The organism is Marinobacterium sp. xm-a-152, from assembly GCF_013282965.1.
GTDB lineage: Bacteria > Pseudomonadota > Gammaproteobacteria > Pseudomonadales > Balneatricaceae > Marinobacterium_E.
The window spans coordinates 40010-57835 of record NZ_WBYI01000011.1; the positions used below are offsets into that span (position 1 = coordinate 40010).

Below are 17826 nucleotides of genomic sequence, written 5' to 3' on the forward strand. Positions count from 1 at the left end.
ATGACCTTAAGCTTTAACAAACTTGCCTGGCTATTTTTTATCCTGCTGTGTTCAGCCTTACTTAATGCCTGCAGTACCCTAAAGCAGTTCGATAGCCCAGTTGCAGTTCGCTCAATGAATACTGACGAGTACATCAGAATTAAACGGGGTGATGTGCTTACCGGCAACACACCGAGCGCAGCGTCAATAGAGACGATAAAAGTAGCCGGGTTAGATGTTAGCGCCTGTCTCGATTTAGATAACCCCGGCCATGAATGCATTGCCGCACTGCTGCAAACAAGCGGCATTAATGATGAAAGACGTTTATCTACTTTGTCGGAACTCTGGGTGCAACAGGCGCTGTCAATATCGCAAACAAAAGCAGCCGAAGCACGCCTGCATGCCTGGCTACAGGCCGCCCGCTATGCCTATGCTTATCTGTTTTTTACTAACCGCTCTGCCGGAGAGCGGGCATTTGAAGACAGGCAAACTCAGGTACGTGACTATTACAATTTAGCCGTGCAAGAGACGGCTACCATTCTGTTTGAAGCGCATGAGCGGAGTAATAATGTCAGTCCTGACATCGCCCCATTTTCCATGAGTGGCTGGGTAATCAAAACAGATTTTTCAGGCACCAATATTGCGCAAAGTGAGCAACCTATCCATAACTTATTTGCCGCGCCCTCTCTGGCTTTTACAGGGCTTCGCAGTCAGTATCGACGCGATGGTTTTGGCGCAGAGTTGGTTGCTGATCGAAGCGTGAAAACTAATGCTGGCGTTCTGGCCAGAAATAGCGATAGCAAAGATCACGCACCAGCCAGACCAACCTGGAGCGAGATGCCGTACCCGGTTGTTACCGCTTTATTGCGCTTTGAAAGTGATTCCCTTGCAGACATTTTAGCCACTACTGAAGTGACTTTCGCTGTGTATGATCCTTACCGGCACTTTGCTACCGAGCTATACGAGCAACATATCCCTTTAGCCGGACACTTTACCGCAGGCTATGGGCTGTGGCTGGCTCAGGCGGGTTTTGCCCGGCAGTCGATACGTACCTTACTGGGCCGTGAGCAAAACTTCGACAAACCACATGTATACTTGATGCAGCCATATGATCCGGACCGAAGGGTTATCTTAATGATCCATGGGCTGGCCAGTAGCCCTGAAGCTTGGGTAAACGTGGCAAATGAAATAATGGGTGATGAAATACTGCGCAAAAAATTTCAGGTGTGGCAGGTATATTACCCCACTAATATTCCTATCCCGATTAATCACTTCGAGATCCGCAATACTATCAATGCAGTGCTTCATCATTATGATCCACAAGGTTCGGCGACAGCATCAAAAAACATGGTCGTTATGGGCCACAGTATGGGCGGTGTCATCGCCCGGTTAATGGTATCGTCCAGTGAAAACCTGATGAGCGAAGTAATCCGGGATGTTGAGTTCGAACCCAAACGTCGGCAACGCATTGAAGCGCACATTAAGCCAATATTACAATTCTATCCAATGCCAGAAGTGTCTCGGGCAATCTTTATTGCCGCGCCTCACCAAGGCACCCCCTTCGCAGGACAAAGAATAGGGCGTTTTGTCGCAAGCATGATCAAACTGCCGTTAACTATTCTCGAAGATTTTGCTGATGTGCTTCAAGGCAGCGCTGATGATCCCGCCTTAAGTCAAAAAAAACCGCTTTACCTCCCCAATAGTGTTGATAACTTAAACGCGGATGATGACTTCATTTTGGCTGCTGCGACGCTCCCTATATCTTCGACAGTGAACTATCACTCTATCATTGCCAGAACGCACTCTGATGGAAAGCTAGAAGACAGTGATGATGGCTTAGTTCCCTACCAAAGCGCTCACCTGCCTGAAGCGGTATCTGAAACAGTTATTGTCTCTGGCCACAGTGTTCAGGAAACCGCTGCGGCTATTTTAGAGATTAAGCGTATCCTGCTCGACGATTTAGAAGACACTGCAGCCATTAAATAAATTAAGACTAAGAAATAAACGGATGCTGGCCTTAGCAGATAGCTGGTCACGCCATTTGCGTGATAGCTTTACGAAAACGTGATAACGAAAAGGCAAATAAAACACTGCCAATAATCACCAGCCACAGGAATTGCGGCCAAACAACATCCAAGCCAGCACCGCGATAAAGAATGGCCTGTGCCTGGCTGACAAAATGAGTGGTGGGGGCAACCAGCATAATATTTTGTACTAATTCAGGCATACTTTCCCTTGGTGTGGAACCACCTGAGAGCATTTGCAGCGGCAGTAAAATCAATACCATTAACATGCCAAACTGCGGCATATTACGCGCCAGCGTAGCCAAAAATATGCCCATAGACGTTGTGGCAAATAAATGCAGCGCCACACCCACTAAAAATAACAATACCGAGCCTTCAATCGGCACTTGTAGCGCACCTTGCACCACAAAAACCAAGGAAAACGCTGCCGCGCACAATACCACCAAGCCCATCGACCACACCTTTGCCAACATAATTTCGGTAGGCGTTACTGGCATCACCAACAAATGTTCGATAGTGCCATGCTCGCGCTCACGAATAAGTGCCGCGCCAGTTAAAATAATAGACAGCATGGTAACGTTATTAATAATTTGCATCACCGAACCAAACCAGGCTTTTTCCAGCGTTGGGTTAAAGCGTACTCTTAGCGCTAAATCTACCGGCGTAGTACTTACCCCACGCTGATGCTGCAAAAACTCACTGATCTCGGCCATAATAATTTGCTGAATATAGCCACTACCACTAAATGCTTGGCTCATCCGCGTGGCATCGGTGCTTAGCTGGATATTGGTAATATTGCCCGCAAGGATATCGCTTTGAAAATTTGGCGGAATATTTACCACAAAGGTATAACGGCCAGAATCCATTCCGGCATCCATTTCTGGCAATGAAATAAGCTCGGGTAAATTAAATTGAGGAGGATAAAAAGCCCCAACAATTCGGGCCGATAACGGTGACGCATCTTCATCAACAATAGCGATTGGCGCTTTATTTAAGGTATCTGGCATCGCAGTTGCAGCGGTATACACCGACAACGTAAAGGTATAGACAATCAAAAACAGCATGATTTTATCACGCCGTAAGCTCCATAACTCTTTTACCCCTAAGCGATAAATATTGGCAAAGGCTTGCATACTTAACGCTCCTGCTTTTTCAATAGTGCAATTGCTACGCCCAAAATAACCGGTACCGCTAACAGCAAGGGTTTAAAAGAATCATATAAATCACTAAAACCCAGTGCTTTACTAAAAACGCCACGGGTAATATTAATCATATAAGTAGCCGGATAAATCTCACCAATCACCCTACCACCACCTTCCATGGATGACACAGGATCAAGTAAACCGGCAAATTGTACTGCAGGGATCAAGGTTGCCAACATCGCAAAAAACATTGCCGCAATTTGGCTTTTGGTCACAGTAGAAGCCAGCAAGCCCATACCCGTTGCGATAATGCAGTATAAAAACGCCGCCAATAACAAGGTGATAAAACTACCAGTAATAGGGACATCAAACAGTGTTACCGCCAATAAACACATCAGTAGAAAATTAAGCATCGCCAGTGCCACATACGGCAACTGTTTACCTAACATAAACTCGGTTTTGGTTACTGGTGTCACATACAAATTAAGAATAGAACCCAGCTCTTTTTCACGTACTACGGCCAGTGCCGTTAACATGGCGGGCATCATTAATAACAGCAGCGGGATAATAGCCGGCACCATAGCAGGTAAACTGCGCACATCTGGGTTATAACGATAACGGGTTTCTATACCGGCAGCACTACTGGTGCTGGTATTAGTGCGCATTCTAGCTTGCTCGGCCAACCAATGCTGATGAATACCTTGCACATAACCTTTTACTGTTTCTGCCCGTTGCGGCATAGCGCCATCCACCCAAGCACCTACCGCTACGGGCGTTCCGCGTTCAATATCTCGGGCAAAACCGGCTGGAATTTCCAGTACCAGCGATAACTCGCCATCTCGCATCCGTTTATCCAAATCGGCATAATCTTTAATGGGCGCTTGCTCAACAAAATAGCGCGAGCCAGATAAGCTTAATGTATAGCTTTGGCTAAGTGCGGTTTGATCTCGGTCTAGCACCGCATAACGTAAATCCTCAACATCCATGCTGATACCAAACCCCATCACAAACATCAAAATTAAGGAGCCGAGTAATGCCAAAGTGCTGCGCACCGGATCCCGTTGTAACTCCAATGATTCGCGCCACATATAGCTAAACATACGCTGCATACTAAACAACGATTTTTTAGATGGCACTTGCTCGTTTGCCACCGTATCCACAGCCTCGGCAGTAACCAATGCAGCTTCAATGGGTGCTGCTTGCGACTCAGAGCCACTGGCTTCAATCAAGTAATCGATAAACGCGTCTTCCAGTGTATCCTTGCCACGCTTTTGCCTTAATAAAGCCGGTTTATCGCTATCCAGTACTCTACCAGCGTGCATCATCGACATTCGATCACAGCGCTCGGCTTCGTTCATAAAGTGCGTTGAAATAAAAATAGTCACTTTATCTTGGCGCGATAAGCTAATCAGTAAGCGCCAGAAGTTATCACGCGCAACAGGATCCACGCCCGAGGTGGGTTCGTCTAAAATCAGTAACTCAGGTTTATGCACCATGGCCACCGCCAGCGATAAACGTTGGCGAATACCAAGTGGCAAACTTTCAGGTAAATAGGCTAACACGCCTGCTAAATCAAAGCGGCTAACCATTTCCGCTACCCGCGCTGGAATATCCTGTTCTGGCACATGAAATAGCCGTGCATGCAGTACTAAGTTTTGTTCTACAGTAAGCTCACCGTACAACGAAAACGCTTGCGACATATACCCCACACGCTTACGGGTATTAATATCATCAGGGTTAACTTCTTTACCAAATAGCCAGGCTTTGCCTTCTGTCGCGGGTAATAAACCCGTAAGCATTTTCATGGTGGTGGATTTACCGCAACCATTGGAACCCAAAAAGCCAAAAATTTCACCACGAGCAATTTTAAAGCTAACATCGTTAACCGCGGTAAAATCACCAAAACGCATGGTTAAATGTTGCGCCTCAATGGCAATATCATCAGCACCAAACTGGCTTAATGGCGTAATCTCAACAGGTTGATGTCCGCGTTTTTTTTCTTCTGGCAATAATTTAATAAAGGCTTCTTCTAACGATGCCGATGCTGTTCGCTGTAAAATCTCTGCCGGTGTGCCAGTTGAAAGTACCTTACCGCCGTCCATCGCTACCAGCCAGTCAAAGCCTTGTGCTTCGTCCATATAGGCGGTTGCTACAATCACACTCATTTGTGGGCGACTTTGACGAATGCGGCTAATCAGTTGCCAAAATTGGCTACGCGCCAGCGGATCCACGCCAGTAGTGGGTTCATCTAAAATTAAAAATTGCGGATCATGAATTAGCGCACAGCACAGCCCCAGCTTTTGTTTCATACCGCCGGAAAGCTTGCCAGCTGCGCGACTTAAAAATTTTTGCAGCCCCGTTGCTTGCGTTAAATCGTCAATACGCCGACGCCGCTCTGGCGCAGAATGACCAAATAAGCGGGCAAAAAATTGCAGGTTTTCTTCAACAGATAAGGTGGGATAGAGGTTTTTACCCAACCCTTGTGGCATATAAGCAACATGTGGACAAATATATTCACGATGCGCTTTGCTGGCCATATCGCCATCTAGCACATCAATTTGACCGCTTTGAATCGCTTTAGCACCGGATAACAACGACAATAAGCTAGATTTACCCACACCATCAGGCCCTAACAACCCCACCATTTTACCCGCGGGAATATCTAAGGTGATGTTATCTAGCGCCAGTGTTTTCCCGTATCGTAAGCTAACTTGCCGAATGCGGGCTACCGTCATAAAGCAACCCGCTCAGGTAAATGTGCAGGCCAGCTGGCGTCGTCACTTAACTTAACCCAAGCAACACCCGGCAAACCGGTTTTCACCTGCGTAATATGTTTTTGCAGCAATGCGGGATCAATTTTGGCTTTGACCCTAAACATCAGTTTTTCACGTTCGCTGGCTGTTTCTACGGTTTTAGGTGTAAATTGCGCCACATCAGCAACATAAGAAATTTTAGCTGGAATGGCCACATGCGGTGCCGCATCAAGCACTATGCTTACATCACTACCAATGGCAATACGCCCAGCTTGCGCGGCGGGTAAAAAGAATGTCATATACACATCGGTCAGATCGATCATATTTAACACCCGGCCGCCACTCCCAACAATCTCCCCAGCTTGCGCTACTCGATACTGAATACGACCAGCACGCGGCGCCTTTAATACATTATCTTGCAGCTCTACTTTTACGCGATTAACGGTGGCAGCCGCCGCAACCGAGGCCGACTCTGCCGATTGAATTTGCGCATTGGCCGCGGCAATACCCGATGCTGCTGCATCTATCTGCGCTTTAGCCGCAGCAACGACGGCTTGTGCACTGCGCAATTGTGCTTGATCATCATCGGCCGTTTGTTGCGAGGCCGCGCCAGTTTTGGCTAAAGTGCTAGTACGCCGCGAGCGGTTTTGGGCAGCAGATAATTCGGCTTCGCGCTGTGCTAATACCGCTTCCAGTGCCGCTTTTTCACTTTGTCGTTGTGCCAGTTGGCTATACGCCGCACTAACCGCATTTAGCGCTTGGCGCTCTTGCGCTTCAGCTTGTTGCAGCTGAGCAGTAAGTGATTCTGAATCAATATGTGCTACCACTTGATCCGCTGTCACAAAGTCACCTTCGTTAACCAAAATATCGCGGATCCGCCCAGCGGTTTTCGCAGAAATAGCAATTTCGGTTGCTTCAATCCGGCCATTACCCGAAGCAACATCCGCGGGCAACTCATCAGATAATAAATATCTCTGAGCGATAACAAACAGAGCAACAATAACACCGGCAGCGATCAGCAAAGGTTTTACTGTCGTTTTGGATAGATTCATGCGTGACTTTCCTTAGATAATGCGGCTGTAACATTAACGCTGAACACAAAAAGCGCGGATTGTGCAGTATATACAATAGCTGAATAGAATTATAGGAGTAGTTTGTTTGAATTTTGTCTTGCCTTTGACAGTTGTTCCAGTGACCACTTGCTGCTTAGTGCTCCAACGCTGAGTATCCAGGTAGAGATTTTCAATTGTAGAAAGTTGTACCGATTTTCGTCGCATCAAATTCCAGTATGGCTGCATTAGCACAATAGCCAGAATACTGTTTTCAAGGTCACTAGCTGGAAAAGTAAAGGTTTGAGTTACTTGGTCAATTTTATAGAGATGGTTCGCCCGGTAGATAATTATACTTTGGCCTAAGATCGCAAGCAGGAACACAGGCAAAATTTGCAAAAAATCGAATAAATAGCAAATAAAACTCGCGATAATACTTAAAATCAGCAAGTTAGTTACTGATTTTCGTAGCGCCATCCAAACGTCATAAACTTGATAGATTTTCATTTAATACCTTTAGGTATCCCAATACTGGTTAATTGCTGGTGAAGATAGATTGCAGGTTTTTCTTGCGTCTTTCGTTTTCTTCGCTTTTCTCTTTATACATTAACGCTTCTGCCTGAAGCTGCTCCATCCGCTTTTTTAACTGCTTGATCTCAAGATCCTGACTTTTGATAGTTTGCTGTAATTCGTCGAACTTCTGTTTTGCGAGTTGCTTGCCTATGTATTCGCAGCCAAGAAGGTTTGACGCCATAAAAATTAGCAGTATCAATCTAAAAATTTTCACAATAATGCTCCTTATTCTAAAAGCTATACACTTGAATCATCATGCGTTCTTTTGCTTTGGTTAAATCTCGACCTAAGATCACTAATTACACGACCAGATATTTTCTGAACACTTTCGGCTCTGATACTTAATCCTTTAGCAATGAAAACAAATCCAACACTCAACGGGAGCAACTTTAATAGACTGAAAATAAAAGTTAAGAAATAGATCGGATAAAATTGATCAACTTTATTAGTATCAGGTGAAAAAATGGAAATGAACTGGTTTACCAATGCCAACTTAAAAGAATCAACTAACAGATACGCATTTAACAGCATTCTTGAATACTTGTTATGCTCGCGAAAAACAATTGAGTTTTCTACCACATACTCATCAAAATTAGCTAAATAGCTGATCCTAATTGTGATACACCTGCTTCAATCCATGCTTGCCGCCCGGAAACGGTGCGGCAGTGTCCATAAAGTAGTAAACCTGCTCCAGTAAATCATCCATGTTTTGCACTGATGATTCCGGGTTATCGTCTCGTGCAGTGCATGCCACAGTTTTTCAATTTTGTTATGCCATGGGCTATAAACCGGCAAGAACAGTAATTTGAACTTTGGGTTGTCGCTCAGCCACTTCTGGGTTTTCTTGCTCTTGTGGATGATGTAATTATCCACGATTAACCGAATGCTTTTAGCCCGACGATACTGACCTTTAAGCTTTTCCAGCAATTCAATAAATAAGTCACTGGTCTTGCGCTCGCCACCTACATAAACGATTTGCCCTGTCTGGCCGTGTAATGCTCCCGCCAGATAATGTTTCTTGTTCTGTCCTGGTGTTGCCACTTTACGCTGCGCGCCACGGTGCCCCCAATCTGCACCGATTTTAGGATTCAGATGGATGTCCACTTCATCCTGGTAAAACACCGGGTGGTCAATACTGTTATCTGCCAACGCCTCCCGGATAACCGCCAGTTTCTCCTTTTTATCCGGGTCTTGGATATAAAGCGTTGGCGCAGCTCGCCGCCAGACAATTCCTGCTTTGGGCAACCAGCGTCTGATTGTTGAACTGTGGATCTGAATGTTGCATAACTTGTTCAGTAACAGCGCAAACAACTCAGTACTCCAGCGTGAACGCTGATATCCAAGCGTCCTTGGCGTGTACTTCAGCAAAATTTTCAGCACGCCACAGATAAAATCCCGATTCAGCCTAACGGGGCGACCAACGCCTTTAGTTTTTAGACCATCAACACCGGCAACGTCATACCATTTCAACCAGCGGTTAAGCGATGACCGCCCCGCTTGCAGTAGGCTCGCAACCTCTGACTTGGTTTTACCTTTCAACACCAGCAAGACGGCATTCGCACGGCGGCAAAGGTCTCTATCTCGTGTTTTATGAATAATCTTCTTCAATCGGCGGGTTTCCGCGCCATATAAAAATGCTATCCTGTTCATACTCAATGCGTTTGTGGGTTTGGTTTGTTTGGCGACTGATCTGATCGCGCAAACCGCATTGAGTTCCCTTACCTGAGTGATCTACTATTTGGCACAGTTATTTAGAAGGCGCAAAGGGAAAAGAAAAGATTAAGGCTATTGGTCGAGAAGCTAAATCGTTATCGGGGCCAACTATTCAGACAACGAACCCTTTTTCACACACTAGAAGTTTTATCGGAAATTTCATGCTGGCTGAAAAGATATTGCAGCATGGTATTTTTACTTTGAATAGCTCAAAGTTAAGAGCCGCGCCGAGAGTAATCATGCATCAACTAGAAAAAACTGATGGTGGGCTAAGCGATATAGAGGAGCGTGTCTTACGTGAACTTGCAAGTGGTATGGGAGCAAGGGAAGTTCTGATCCATACTGGCAGTAAAATCAATGTGCGCGCACAGAGCTATGATGGTATTAAAGCTAAAATCAAAGCCACTTAACAAGTTGCTTAATTTCGTTCCGGCCACAAAAGGCGTGGCCTCCACTGGACTGCCTACGCTGCGCTGCGGCAGCCAATTAGCAAAGCGTTCTGCTAACACCTAAAAGCGGACTTTACAGCCTTAAAGTTGGAATGTCTGCAATTGGCACATAAGTAATATTCATAAAGTGCGAATACTACATTAGCTTACTTTACTGCAAAAACCGTAACCAATGTCTTCATTGAGTCACCCGTAATCATAACAAAGTACATTTTGCTCCCCACATGCTGCCATAACTCGGCCTCTTGTGCATATTTTTTGGCTTTTTGGATAGCGACACTTTCTGGTAACTGGGCTTTAGTTAGCCCCGAGCATAGCAGCTTAGTGCACAAAGCCTTCCAAGGATGCTTAGGTACACCGTCAGAAAGCCGTTCCACAAACCGTTCCAGTGCATGACGAGTCACCACGACAGGTCCAATGTTCGGAACGTTGATGACCTCATCGATGCCTCTCACTGTAAGATTATCGACGCTGTATTCTTCGAAGGAATGTGAGAGCCAATCGTCCCGCTTCTCTACCGAGATCTGTGCTTCATGGTATCGAGTGAGCAAAAACCTAGTCAGGCTGTAAAGTGAATACTGAGTTGAGCGTTGTTTCTGTAACTTTTTGATGGCTCCTTTACTGACCCGGATTTGAAGGCCGTTGCCACTTCGGTTACTCCCCATCACCTCTTTAACTGACAGTAGGTGATGAATCGCATAGAGCTCAGCTGCAATTGGCTTTTGCTGCTCAGGAAGCTTGTCGTATTGCTCTCCTAAATCGACCTTTAGCTCTCCACCTCTTCGAAGGCCGGTCTTCCAGTACACCGTATACTTGCCATCAATCTGCTTTGTTAAAAGAGTTAATACCATCATGTTTGTTTCTCCAATTGGTTATCTATTTTAAATTCTCCATGTTTTTTCAAATATGCAAGGCGCAAAAAAAAGGGGCCGAAGCCCCTTGGATCAGATATGAACTTTCGGAAACCCCATGGCACCGTAAACATTCAGCACATCATTCCAATCCCAACTTTTCACGCCGAGTGACGTTGGTATCGGAGGGATCAAGACTTGTGTCAGAATGCCTTTTTGCCAGGCTTTTTTCTTGAGTTCATTCGCTGCATTCAGGCCGGTCTCAGAGAGATCGTGGTCTGCCCAGATGTACAGCATTTTCACATTACTTGGTGGTTCAAACCTAGCCAGTAGCGTTGCATTCACAACCGACCAACATGTTTGCCCCGTTGCTCTGGTTACCGCTAGGGCCGTTTCTATACCTTCAGAAACACCTAGTACTTCACCAGGCTCACCTATCGGAATGGCACCACCTGTGATTGTTCTGTCACTTGGTATCGGCATCATCTTTTTAGGCTTTTCAACCGGCGCTTTGAATCCATCTTCACTTAGGTAGATCCGATGAAACGTGGCCGAACGCCCTTGCTGAGTAACGATTTTACCTAGCAGCGCTGGGTAGCTATCGATAAACAGACCATCTTCATCATGGTAAGGCAAGCTTGGATGAAACCTCAGCACCGAATCCCATTCAGGACGAAGCCGCGTCACAATGCCACGACGATGCAAGTAGTTCCAAACTGGTTGCGCACGAGTATCTGCAAGAGAAAACGTTTCTCCCCAGGTTTGATTCAAGCGATGGATAATCGCTTTGTCCTCGTCCTGCTTTCTAGCCTTCCAATCAACAGCGTTACTCGGTATTGGCCGAGTAGGCGCTTGTATTTGTCCGGGTTGAATACCAAGAACCTGGCCGATTGCCTCAATAGACTGAGCAAAGTTCCATCCATTGATCCAAGACAACAGTTCAAAACCATCATGAAAGATACCGCAGGTGTTACAAACGCCACCTCCGGTATATTCAGCATCTTTGAACAGCCTAAAGCCATCACGACCGCCATGAACAGGGCAAGCAACATGACGGCCTTTTCGAGCAATAGCGGCATCAAGTTCTGGCACCAATGCCGCCAATACCTGAAGCCATTGACCATTAAGATATGGCCTCACTGTTTCAATCTGTAAAGGTATCGCCATATAACCTCCTTAAGTAAAAAGCCGACTCCTACCACAGGTGGTAAGTCAGCTTGGTTCCTGCATTGAGCCGTTTGGTTAATGCAGGAACGTTAGTCAAGCTGGATACCATGTCGTCTTAATAGCCACATGATGGAATCACGAAGCACATCAGGATCGACAACCGCAGCCATCGCGCAAACACGAAAGCAAAATGGCGCTAATTCGTCATTTTGAATCCACGACAACACATCCTTTCGCAATCGAGTACTGACACGGCCATCCAGCAATACACGGATCGCATCCAATAGAATGCCTTCGCGTAACTGCCAGATTTCCGTGTCAGACCAAGTGACTGGGGCATCATCAAACTCAAATAGAAATTCGAGCTGTGATGACGTGTGTTGATAGGACTGCTTTTGTGATGAAGGAGAATGGGCAATGCGCCCATTCATTAAAGATAACCGCGTTCGGCAAGCGAAACGCAGCCCTCGGATGCGACCACAACATGGTCAAGCGTTCGAATATCAACAAGTGACAAGGCGTCACGGAGTCGATGAGTGATGCGTTTATCAGCTTCACTGGGTTCAGGATCACCCGATGGATGGTTATGAACCAGTATCACTGCTGCCGCATTAAGCTCTAGCGCACGCTTTGTTACTTCCCTTGGATACACGCTCGCCGCATCTAAAGTGCCTTTGAACAGCTCTTCAAATCGAATAACGCGATGCTTTGTATCAAGAAACAGCACACCAAAAACCTCGTGCTCATACTCGTGCATCAGTGTTTGCAGGTATGAGAACGCCGACGATGGCTGTTCAATTTTTCGACCTTTACTTAATCGACCACGGGCAAGCTTGAGCGCCATATCTAAGATATCCGCTTCAGTCACTTGCTCAGGAACGATATAAGTACCGGTTTCTTCGCCAGCTAAGAACTTTTTGTTTTTCATAGGAGTCTCCAAAAAAAAGCGGAGACGAACCCATGCCCTGACGGGGACGGAATCGTCCCCGCAGGGTGGTAAAGTTGATGTGGTTACTGAATTAACAGTTGTTGTGTTACTTCGAATAACTCACGCTTCAGATCTTTGACATCGTTAATCACAATGCTTTGAGGAAAGAATTTCTCAACACTGCGTGTTTGAATCCCTATTCCCAGAAGCTCAAAGCCACTTCGTCTGCACCGGTCAACAATGTCATGCGTGGCAGCCCAATCATCTGGGTCACCATCCGTTAGCACTATCATTAGCTTTCGCTTCTGTTTTTGCGCTAACAAACTGTTTGCCGCAAACCACATCGCTTGTGCCATAGGCGTACAACCTCGTGGTTTTTGGTCAAAACAGGCGGCCCGATGTCGAACCGATTGCTTGGGCAATAACGCGATAGAAACTTCCTGATGAATACCAGGAAAATAACTGACCGCAGGTACAACACCCGGTATGCCTTCCAGTGCCATGGCCAAAGCCAAAGCGGCTTCATTGGCAACATGAAAGTACTTGCGATTACCTTCGCCAATGGGCTTACCCATTGAGCCCGATATATCGACCAGCAAGTGCACAGCAGCATTAGGCGCAATGCGAGGTTGCCTTTGAATAAACAATCTCGACTCACCTGCTTGTGAAGCGGCAAGACGATGGGTTGCAACTCGAAGACCGTGCCTTTTGGCATGATTCCGATTGTCCTGACTGGACTGAACCATACCTCTAAGCCGGGCTCGAATTTGAGCAGACTCCGACGCCGATAAGGTCAAGATGGCCTCATCACCCAACATAGCGTGCTCTGCTTGGGGCAAACTGAGTGGAGTGACGCCCTGATGGCCTTCAGCTTGTTCCGACAACACTTCTGCCACTTGGGCAAAGGTATCGGGTTCAAACTGAGCGGCACTGGCCTCTAAGGCTTGTCGCAAATTGTCAGCTTTATCAGAGTTATCTGAATCCCCCGTTTCAGCAGCATCCCCCATTGCAGACGATGCTGCTTCTGGGGTTTGACTGTCACTGCTGTTATTGCTGTCATTACTCGCATCTTGTCCAATGTCATTACCGTTATCAGCATCCGACTCATCCTGTGGTGGACGAGATTCTTCTTCCAACATGGCAACGATGGCATCGACAAGTTTTAGCACTTCACCTGTAGACGCTAGGCTAGGCACTACTGTCAGCATGGCGCTTAACCGGCTCATCGCTGCGGCAGGAAAGAGTTGTCTGACTCTTTCATCAACAACTTGATACAAAGGCGTCAGTGCTTTCTGACCGAGAAAATGGCATCTCAAGCGGAACAACAACCATGCTTGCAAGTTAGATGCAGGCTCAAGCTGTTCAGGTACACACATTTGCTGTGTGTCCACCATGTACTCAATCACTTGCGAAATACTGCGCCGGGTTCCGGGGTAATCCTTTGCCAATTCGTTTTCAATGCGAACGTCCTCAATGATATTGAGAAGTGCCTTACGGATCGGCTTGGACGACGCCTTCTGCACCATGTCAAAATTGGTATGCCGAATATGCGCCGCTTCATGAGCCAGATAACCCCAAGCTATCTGTTGATAGTGTGGGTCGTCTGGGTTTGCTGTTGGGATCACAATCCGCTCACCATCGGTAAACGCATCTTGTCCTTGAATAAGCACCTTCACACCAAACTTTTCGCCATAAGCGGCGGCAACGATTGGCAGTGCGTTTTTTAATGGATGATTCATGGGAGTCTCCTAATCATTAGGGGGAATACTCCCTCAGCGGGAGCGTTTCCCCGCTGGGAATGTAAGTGTTTAAACCTGTGCTTTTAGCTTATCCAGATCGTATTTTTGACCTAACCAAGCCACCAATTGAGCTGGACTCTCGTGCTGCTCAAATGACGTTTTAAGCTGGTCTAAACTCAGGATGTCATCCAATGTCAGACCGTACTGGTCTTGTAACTGAGTAGACACCTCGTGTTGATATTGCAGCCAGGCCCGCTCAAAAGCGGTTTGCTGCAATGCCATGTTTGGAACAAATACCATGGCCGTTACCCAAGCTCCTTGTGCGTCCGCATCTGCGATCAAAACAGGGTTCTTGGGGATCACGACACTATGTGTTGAGTACGACCGTTGTACTAACGTTCGACAACACGCCACTTCTGGTATCGATTCACTTTCAACCGCATCAGTCACACCACGAAAATGTGCTTCAAACTGGTTCAGTTGGCTGGGGTTATGGATGGTTGATTGCATAATTTCCTCTTACATAGTTCAGAGGACATGCGCCCTTCAGGGCAACATGCCCTCAAGGACGTTAGAAATAAAATGAGTTTGGTACAGTCGAACCAAGGTTTGGTCTGACGGTTGGTTGTGGTATTGCACGTAAGTTATCTGCCTGAGCAGATACTGGCTGTGCGGGTTTAGGTTCAGGTTTGGGCATCAGTTGTCTGATATCCAATTGACCTTCACCGTGCATTCTCATCTTGTCTGGATCAGACAAAATTAAAATGGTCGCCATTAGTTCGTGATAGAGATTGTCTGTCACAGGGCCGGTCTTCGGCAGACGAACAAATAAATTGTCCATCGCTTCGACCATCGGCTGGACTCGATGATCCAGGAATGACAAACCATCCAACTTGTCTCTTAATCGCTTGAGAGGATTAAGGGCTCGCTGGCTGATTTGATTCTTACCTGCAACGGAACGCTCAAACAGTTCATTGGCATCACGAGCCACCTCCCTAAAGAGGGTGTGTCCCATGCCATTGACCTTGTCATCTAAGCCACCAGCTTGTTCAGCCGGTTGCATTCGATAGATGGCATAATCGAACTGAAGCCGTTGTTCCACGTCTTCGATGGGTGACAGCGCACGCCGGATTGCATCTGCAAATTCCGGGTGTTTTGCAACCCAGTCAAACGTCACCTGATCATAGTTGTCCAAGAACAACTGCTTGCACTGCGCAAACTCCTGACCGATCCGGTCAAGCTCTGGAACAATCTGATCAATTCGGTCTTCAGGGACGGCATAGCCACCTAAAAACCGCACACCGACTTGCTCACACAAGCGCTGCGCTTCTTTCTTAAGCCTTTCAAAGTTCGCCAATGCCTCAGGGTCGCAAATTTTTTTACTCCCTAAGCTGGCAACATCCTTCGGTGGAAGTTGGCTGCCATTGGCTAGTCTGAAATCTTCAGGCCTTAGTTTTTTTCTACCGCTCCAGATGGAACAGTCGATGTGACAAATCAAAAGTTTGTCGAGGGTTTGAATACTCATAGTGCATCCTCATGCGAGATGGGGACGCACCACTCCCAACAGGAGCAATGGCCCCCGTTTGGGTGGTAGTAGTTGACGCGCTAATGGCAATACCACTATCAGAAATAGTAATTTTGCGAATCAGGCGACGATTGGTTGAGATCGATTTTCACAGGCATTAAGTCCAGTGCTTCAGCTATCGGGCGAACCCGCTCTAAATCACTGCCTAATAACCTCAATACATCTTTTTCCAACTTCAGTTGGTCGGATACTTCTATCCCTTCAGGACTCGCTACTGTGAGCGAACACAGAGGTGGTAATTGACGCTTAAAGGCCAGTAACAGCAACAATGGCCACGGGCCATCATCCGTGTTAACAATGCCAGCGCCTTCACCTGACACAATGCTGATTTGATTGGTACTAGGTAATCCGCTTTTGCAAAACCCTAATGACCATTCCCCAATCCTGACCTGGTTATCATCAATAACAGCCAAGCCATAGGCTTCAAGCAGCTTTGCCATATCGAACAACGCTTTTTGCGCCAGCGAGATTTGGCCATTGACGTCCTTGCGAGTACGAAACTCCCAACTGACGTTATTGGCGCACGCGACGCTATCAAGCGCATTTGAGAGTTCAAATGGCCGCCCTTGATGATCAATGCCGACTTGTCCAACAAATCGATAACCCTTGTTGATTTTCTCATTGATTCGTCGGTCTGCTTCAGCGTTAGGATCAGTCGAGTCAATCAATCGCTGCTGCGACAATTGACCTGCTTTTCCAAACCGAACTTCAATCTCCTGGTTATCTGAACCAACGTAAATGGCCCATTCTTTGGCTGTCCCATCAGAATGACTGTAACGGTAAAGAGCAAAGCACTTTTCCATCATCGATCCTCCCAGTGATCACCGAAGACATCAGCGGCAATACGGTGAATGGCTTCTCGTTGCTCCAACTCAGCACGAGCCGTCAAAGACCGAATCAGTGCATATTCCACTGCGTTAGGAGCGCCTTTAAAAGCAAGTGTTAACTTTGCCCAGCGCACCAAGGTCCTAGTGGACATGGTGATACTAAGCTCAGCACCGCCATCCGCGCCCCCAATAAAGAGACGACGAATGTCACCAGCCACTTTCACCATTTTCTGGCGAAAGACTTCTGGCAAGCCCGGCGCAACGTTCTCCAGAATGGCTTCCTCTACAGAAGGCTCTGCATAGGTCGCTTCGATGATTCTAAAGCGATCAAGAAAAGCCAAATTCTGTTGGAGCACACCTTGATACAAGCCCGTTTGGTCACCGCTGCCCGCACTGTTGCCGGTTGCGATAAAACGAAACTTGGCATGTGGCATGATGATCTCACCGCCATTTTGTGCGATGACCAACGGGGCACCTTCCAAAATGTCATTGAGCCCAGCCAGTTCAGCAGGCTCAGCAAGATCCATTTCATTAATGATCAGCAAATGGCCATGCTTGACAGCCAGTGCCAGCGGTCCATACACAAAGGTCATGTTGCCATTAACCAGTGTGTGGTGACCGATAAGATCGGACAATTCCAATCGACCGTGCGCAGTAATTTGCTGAACAGGCCAATTCAATCGAGAAGCAACTTGGCAAATTAGCGAGGTCTTCCCGCATCCCGTGGGGCCTGTAATATACAAACCGTCACCGTCTGGGTGAGACAAGAACGCCAATACGTCACGTAAGTCTTCTTTTCTAAAAACATACTCGTCCTTGCGAACGGGAATGTTTGGATGGGTAGTGTCGGCACCATATCCTTCCAGAACGAAAGTATCAGGAGCCGGGACATTAAACGCTTGATTCACTTGAACCAAAAATGGGGATTGTTCTGTCATGGTAAACCTCATTAGTTTTAACGAGGCCCCATGCCCCAACAGGGAATGAAGTCCCCGTCGGGTGGTGTGTTGATTGTGGTATGGCTGTGTATGTAAGAGTTCAGCTCGC

At 46.8% G+C, this 17826-nt stretch carries 16 protein-coding genes and 1 pseudogene; 2 read left to right on the forward strand and 15 right to left on the reverse strand.

Annotation, left to right across the window (positions count from 1 at the left end; translation table 11 throughout):
• Positions 1-1965, forward strand: a complete 1965-nt coding sequence (locus XMA152_RS10790; protein WP_173483609.1) for a triacylglycerol lipase — start codon at positions 1-3, stop codon at positions 1963-1965.
• Positions 1966-2011: 46 nt separating this feature from the next.
• On the opposite strand, the gene XMA152_RS10795 is transcribed toward XMA152_RS10790, so the two are convergent.
• The 6 genes and pseudogenes from XMA152_RS10795 to XMA152_RS10820 all read right to left on the reverse strand — a co-directional run bounded on the left by XMA152_RS10795 (position 2012) and on the right by XMA152_RS10820 (position 9170).
• Entirely contained in the window at positions 2012-3136 is a 1125-nt protein-coding gene (locus XMA152_RS10795) for an ABC transporter permease (RefSeq protein ID WP_173483610.1), read from the reverse strand.
• Between the two features lie 2 nt (positions 3137-3138).
• A complete protein-coding gene (rbbA, locus tag XMA152_RS10800) occupies positions 3139-5880 on the reverse strand; it encodes a ribosome-associated ATPase/putative transporter RbbA (protein WP_173483611.1) in 2742 nt (913 codons plus the stop codon).
• Positions 5877-6950 (reverse strand): HlyD family secretion protein, encoded by a 1074-nt coding sequence (locus XMA152_RS10805; RefSeq protein WP_173483612.1) that lies wholly within the window; start codon positions 6948-6950, stop codon positions 5877-5879. Before XMA152_RS10805 ends, rbbA begins: the two co-directional genes overlap by 4 nt.
• A gap of 33 nt (positions 6951-6983) precedes the next feature.
• The gene (locus XMA152_RS10810; RefSeq protein WP_217363743.1) at positions 6984-7454 is read right to left on the reverse strand and encodes a hypothetical protein; all 471 of its coding nucleotides are present in this window, start codon (positions 7452-7454) and stop codon (positions 6984-6986) included.
• 28 nt (positions 7455-7482) lie between these two features.
• On the reverse strand, positions 7483-7734 hold the full coding sequence (locus XMA152_RS10815) for a hypothetical protein (RefSeq protein ID WP_173483613.1): 252 nt from the start codon (positions 7732-7734) through the stop codon (positions 7483-7485).
• Positions 7735-8130: 396 nt separating this feature from the next.
• A pseudogene (locus XMA152_RS10820) lies at positions 8131-9170 on the reverse strand (IS630 family transposase).
• 86 nt (positions 9171-9256) lie between these two features.
• Between XMA152_RS10820 and XMA152_RS10825 the strand changes: the two are divergent.
• Positions 9257-9643 (forward strand): rod shape-determining protein, encoded by a 387-nt coding sequence (locus tag XMA152_RS10825; protein WP_173483637.1) that lies wholly within the window; start codon positions 9257-9259, stop codon positions 9641-9643.
• Positions 9644-9828: 185 nt separating this feature from the next.
• On the opposite strand, the gene XMA152_RS10830 is transcribed toward XMA152_RS10825, so the two are convergent.
• The 9 genes from XMA152_RS10830 to XMA152_RS10870 all read right to left on the reverse strand — a co-directional run bounded on the left by XMA152_RS10830 (position 9829) and on the right by XMA152_RS10870 (position 17717).
• Entirely contained in the window at positions 9829-10536 is a 708-nt protein-coding gene (locus XMA152_RS10830; protein ID WP_173483614.1) for a hypothetical protein, read from the reverse strand.
• Positions 10537-10626: 90 nt separating this feature from the next.
• Positions 10627-11700 (reverse strand): primase-helicase zinc-binding domain-containing protein, encoded by a 1074-nt coding sequence (locus XMA152_RS10835; RefSeq protein WP_084998248.1) that lies wholly within the window; start codon positions 11698-11700, stop codon positions 10627-10629.
• Positions 11701-11789: 89 nt separating this feature from the next.
• Entirely contained in the window at positions 11790-12131 is a 342-nt protein-coding gene (locus XMA152_RS10840) for a hypothetical protein (protein ID WP_022614434.1), read from the reverse strand.
• Positions 12131-12628 (reverse strand): DNA repair protein RadC, encoded by a 498-nt coding sequence (radC, locus tag XMA152_RS10845; RefSeq protein WP_025610838.1) that lies wholly within the window; start codon positions 12626-12628, stop codon positions 12131-12133. The genes XMA152_RS10840 and radC overlap by 1 nt, the downstream gene beginning before the upstream one ends.
• Positions 12629-12711: 83 nt before the next feature.
• Complete coding sequence (locus tag XMA152_RS10850) at positions 12712-14367, reverse strand: VWA domain-containing protein (protein WP_173483615.1); 1656 nt, start codon at positions 14365-14367, stop codon at positions 12712-12714.
• A gap of 69 nt (positions 14368-14436) precedes the next feature.
• Complete coding sequence (locus XMA152_RS10855) at positions 14437-14877, reverse strand: hypothetical protein (protein WP_024015929.1); 441 nt, start codon at positions 14875-14877, stop codon at positions 14437-14439.
• Between the two features lie 61 nt (positions 14878-14938).
• A complete protein-coding gene (locus tag XMA152_RS10860) occupies positions 14939-15892 on the reverse strand; it encodes a DUF3150 domain-containing protein (RefSeq protein WP_000027441.1) in 954 nt (317 codons plus the stop codon).
• A 98-nt stretch (positions 15893-15990) separates the two neighbouring features.
• Positions 15991-16758 carry a hypothetical protein gene (locus XMA152_RS10865; protein WP_173483616.1) on the reverse strand — a complete coding sequence of 256 codons (768 nt, stop codon included), beginning with the start codon at positions 16756-16758 and terminating at the stop codon, positions 15991-15993.
• Positions 16755-17717 carry an AAA family ATPase gene (locus tag XMA152_RS10870; RefSeq protein ID WP_173483617.1) on the reverse strand — a complete coding sequence of 321 codons (963 nt, stop codon included), beginning with the start codon at positions 17715-17717 and terminating at the stop codon, positions 16755-16757. Before XMA152_RS10870 ends, XMA152_RS10865 begins: the two co-directional genes overlap by 4 nt.
• Positions 17718-17826 lie beyond the last annotated feature (109 nt).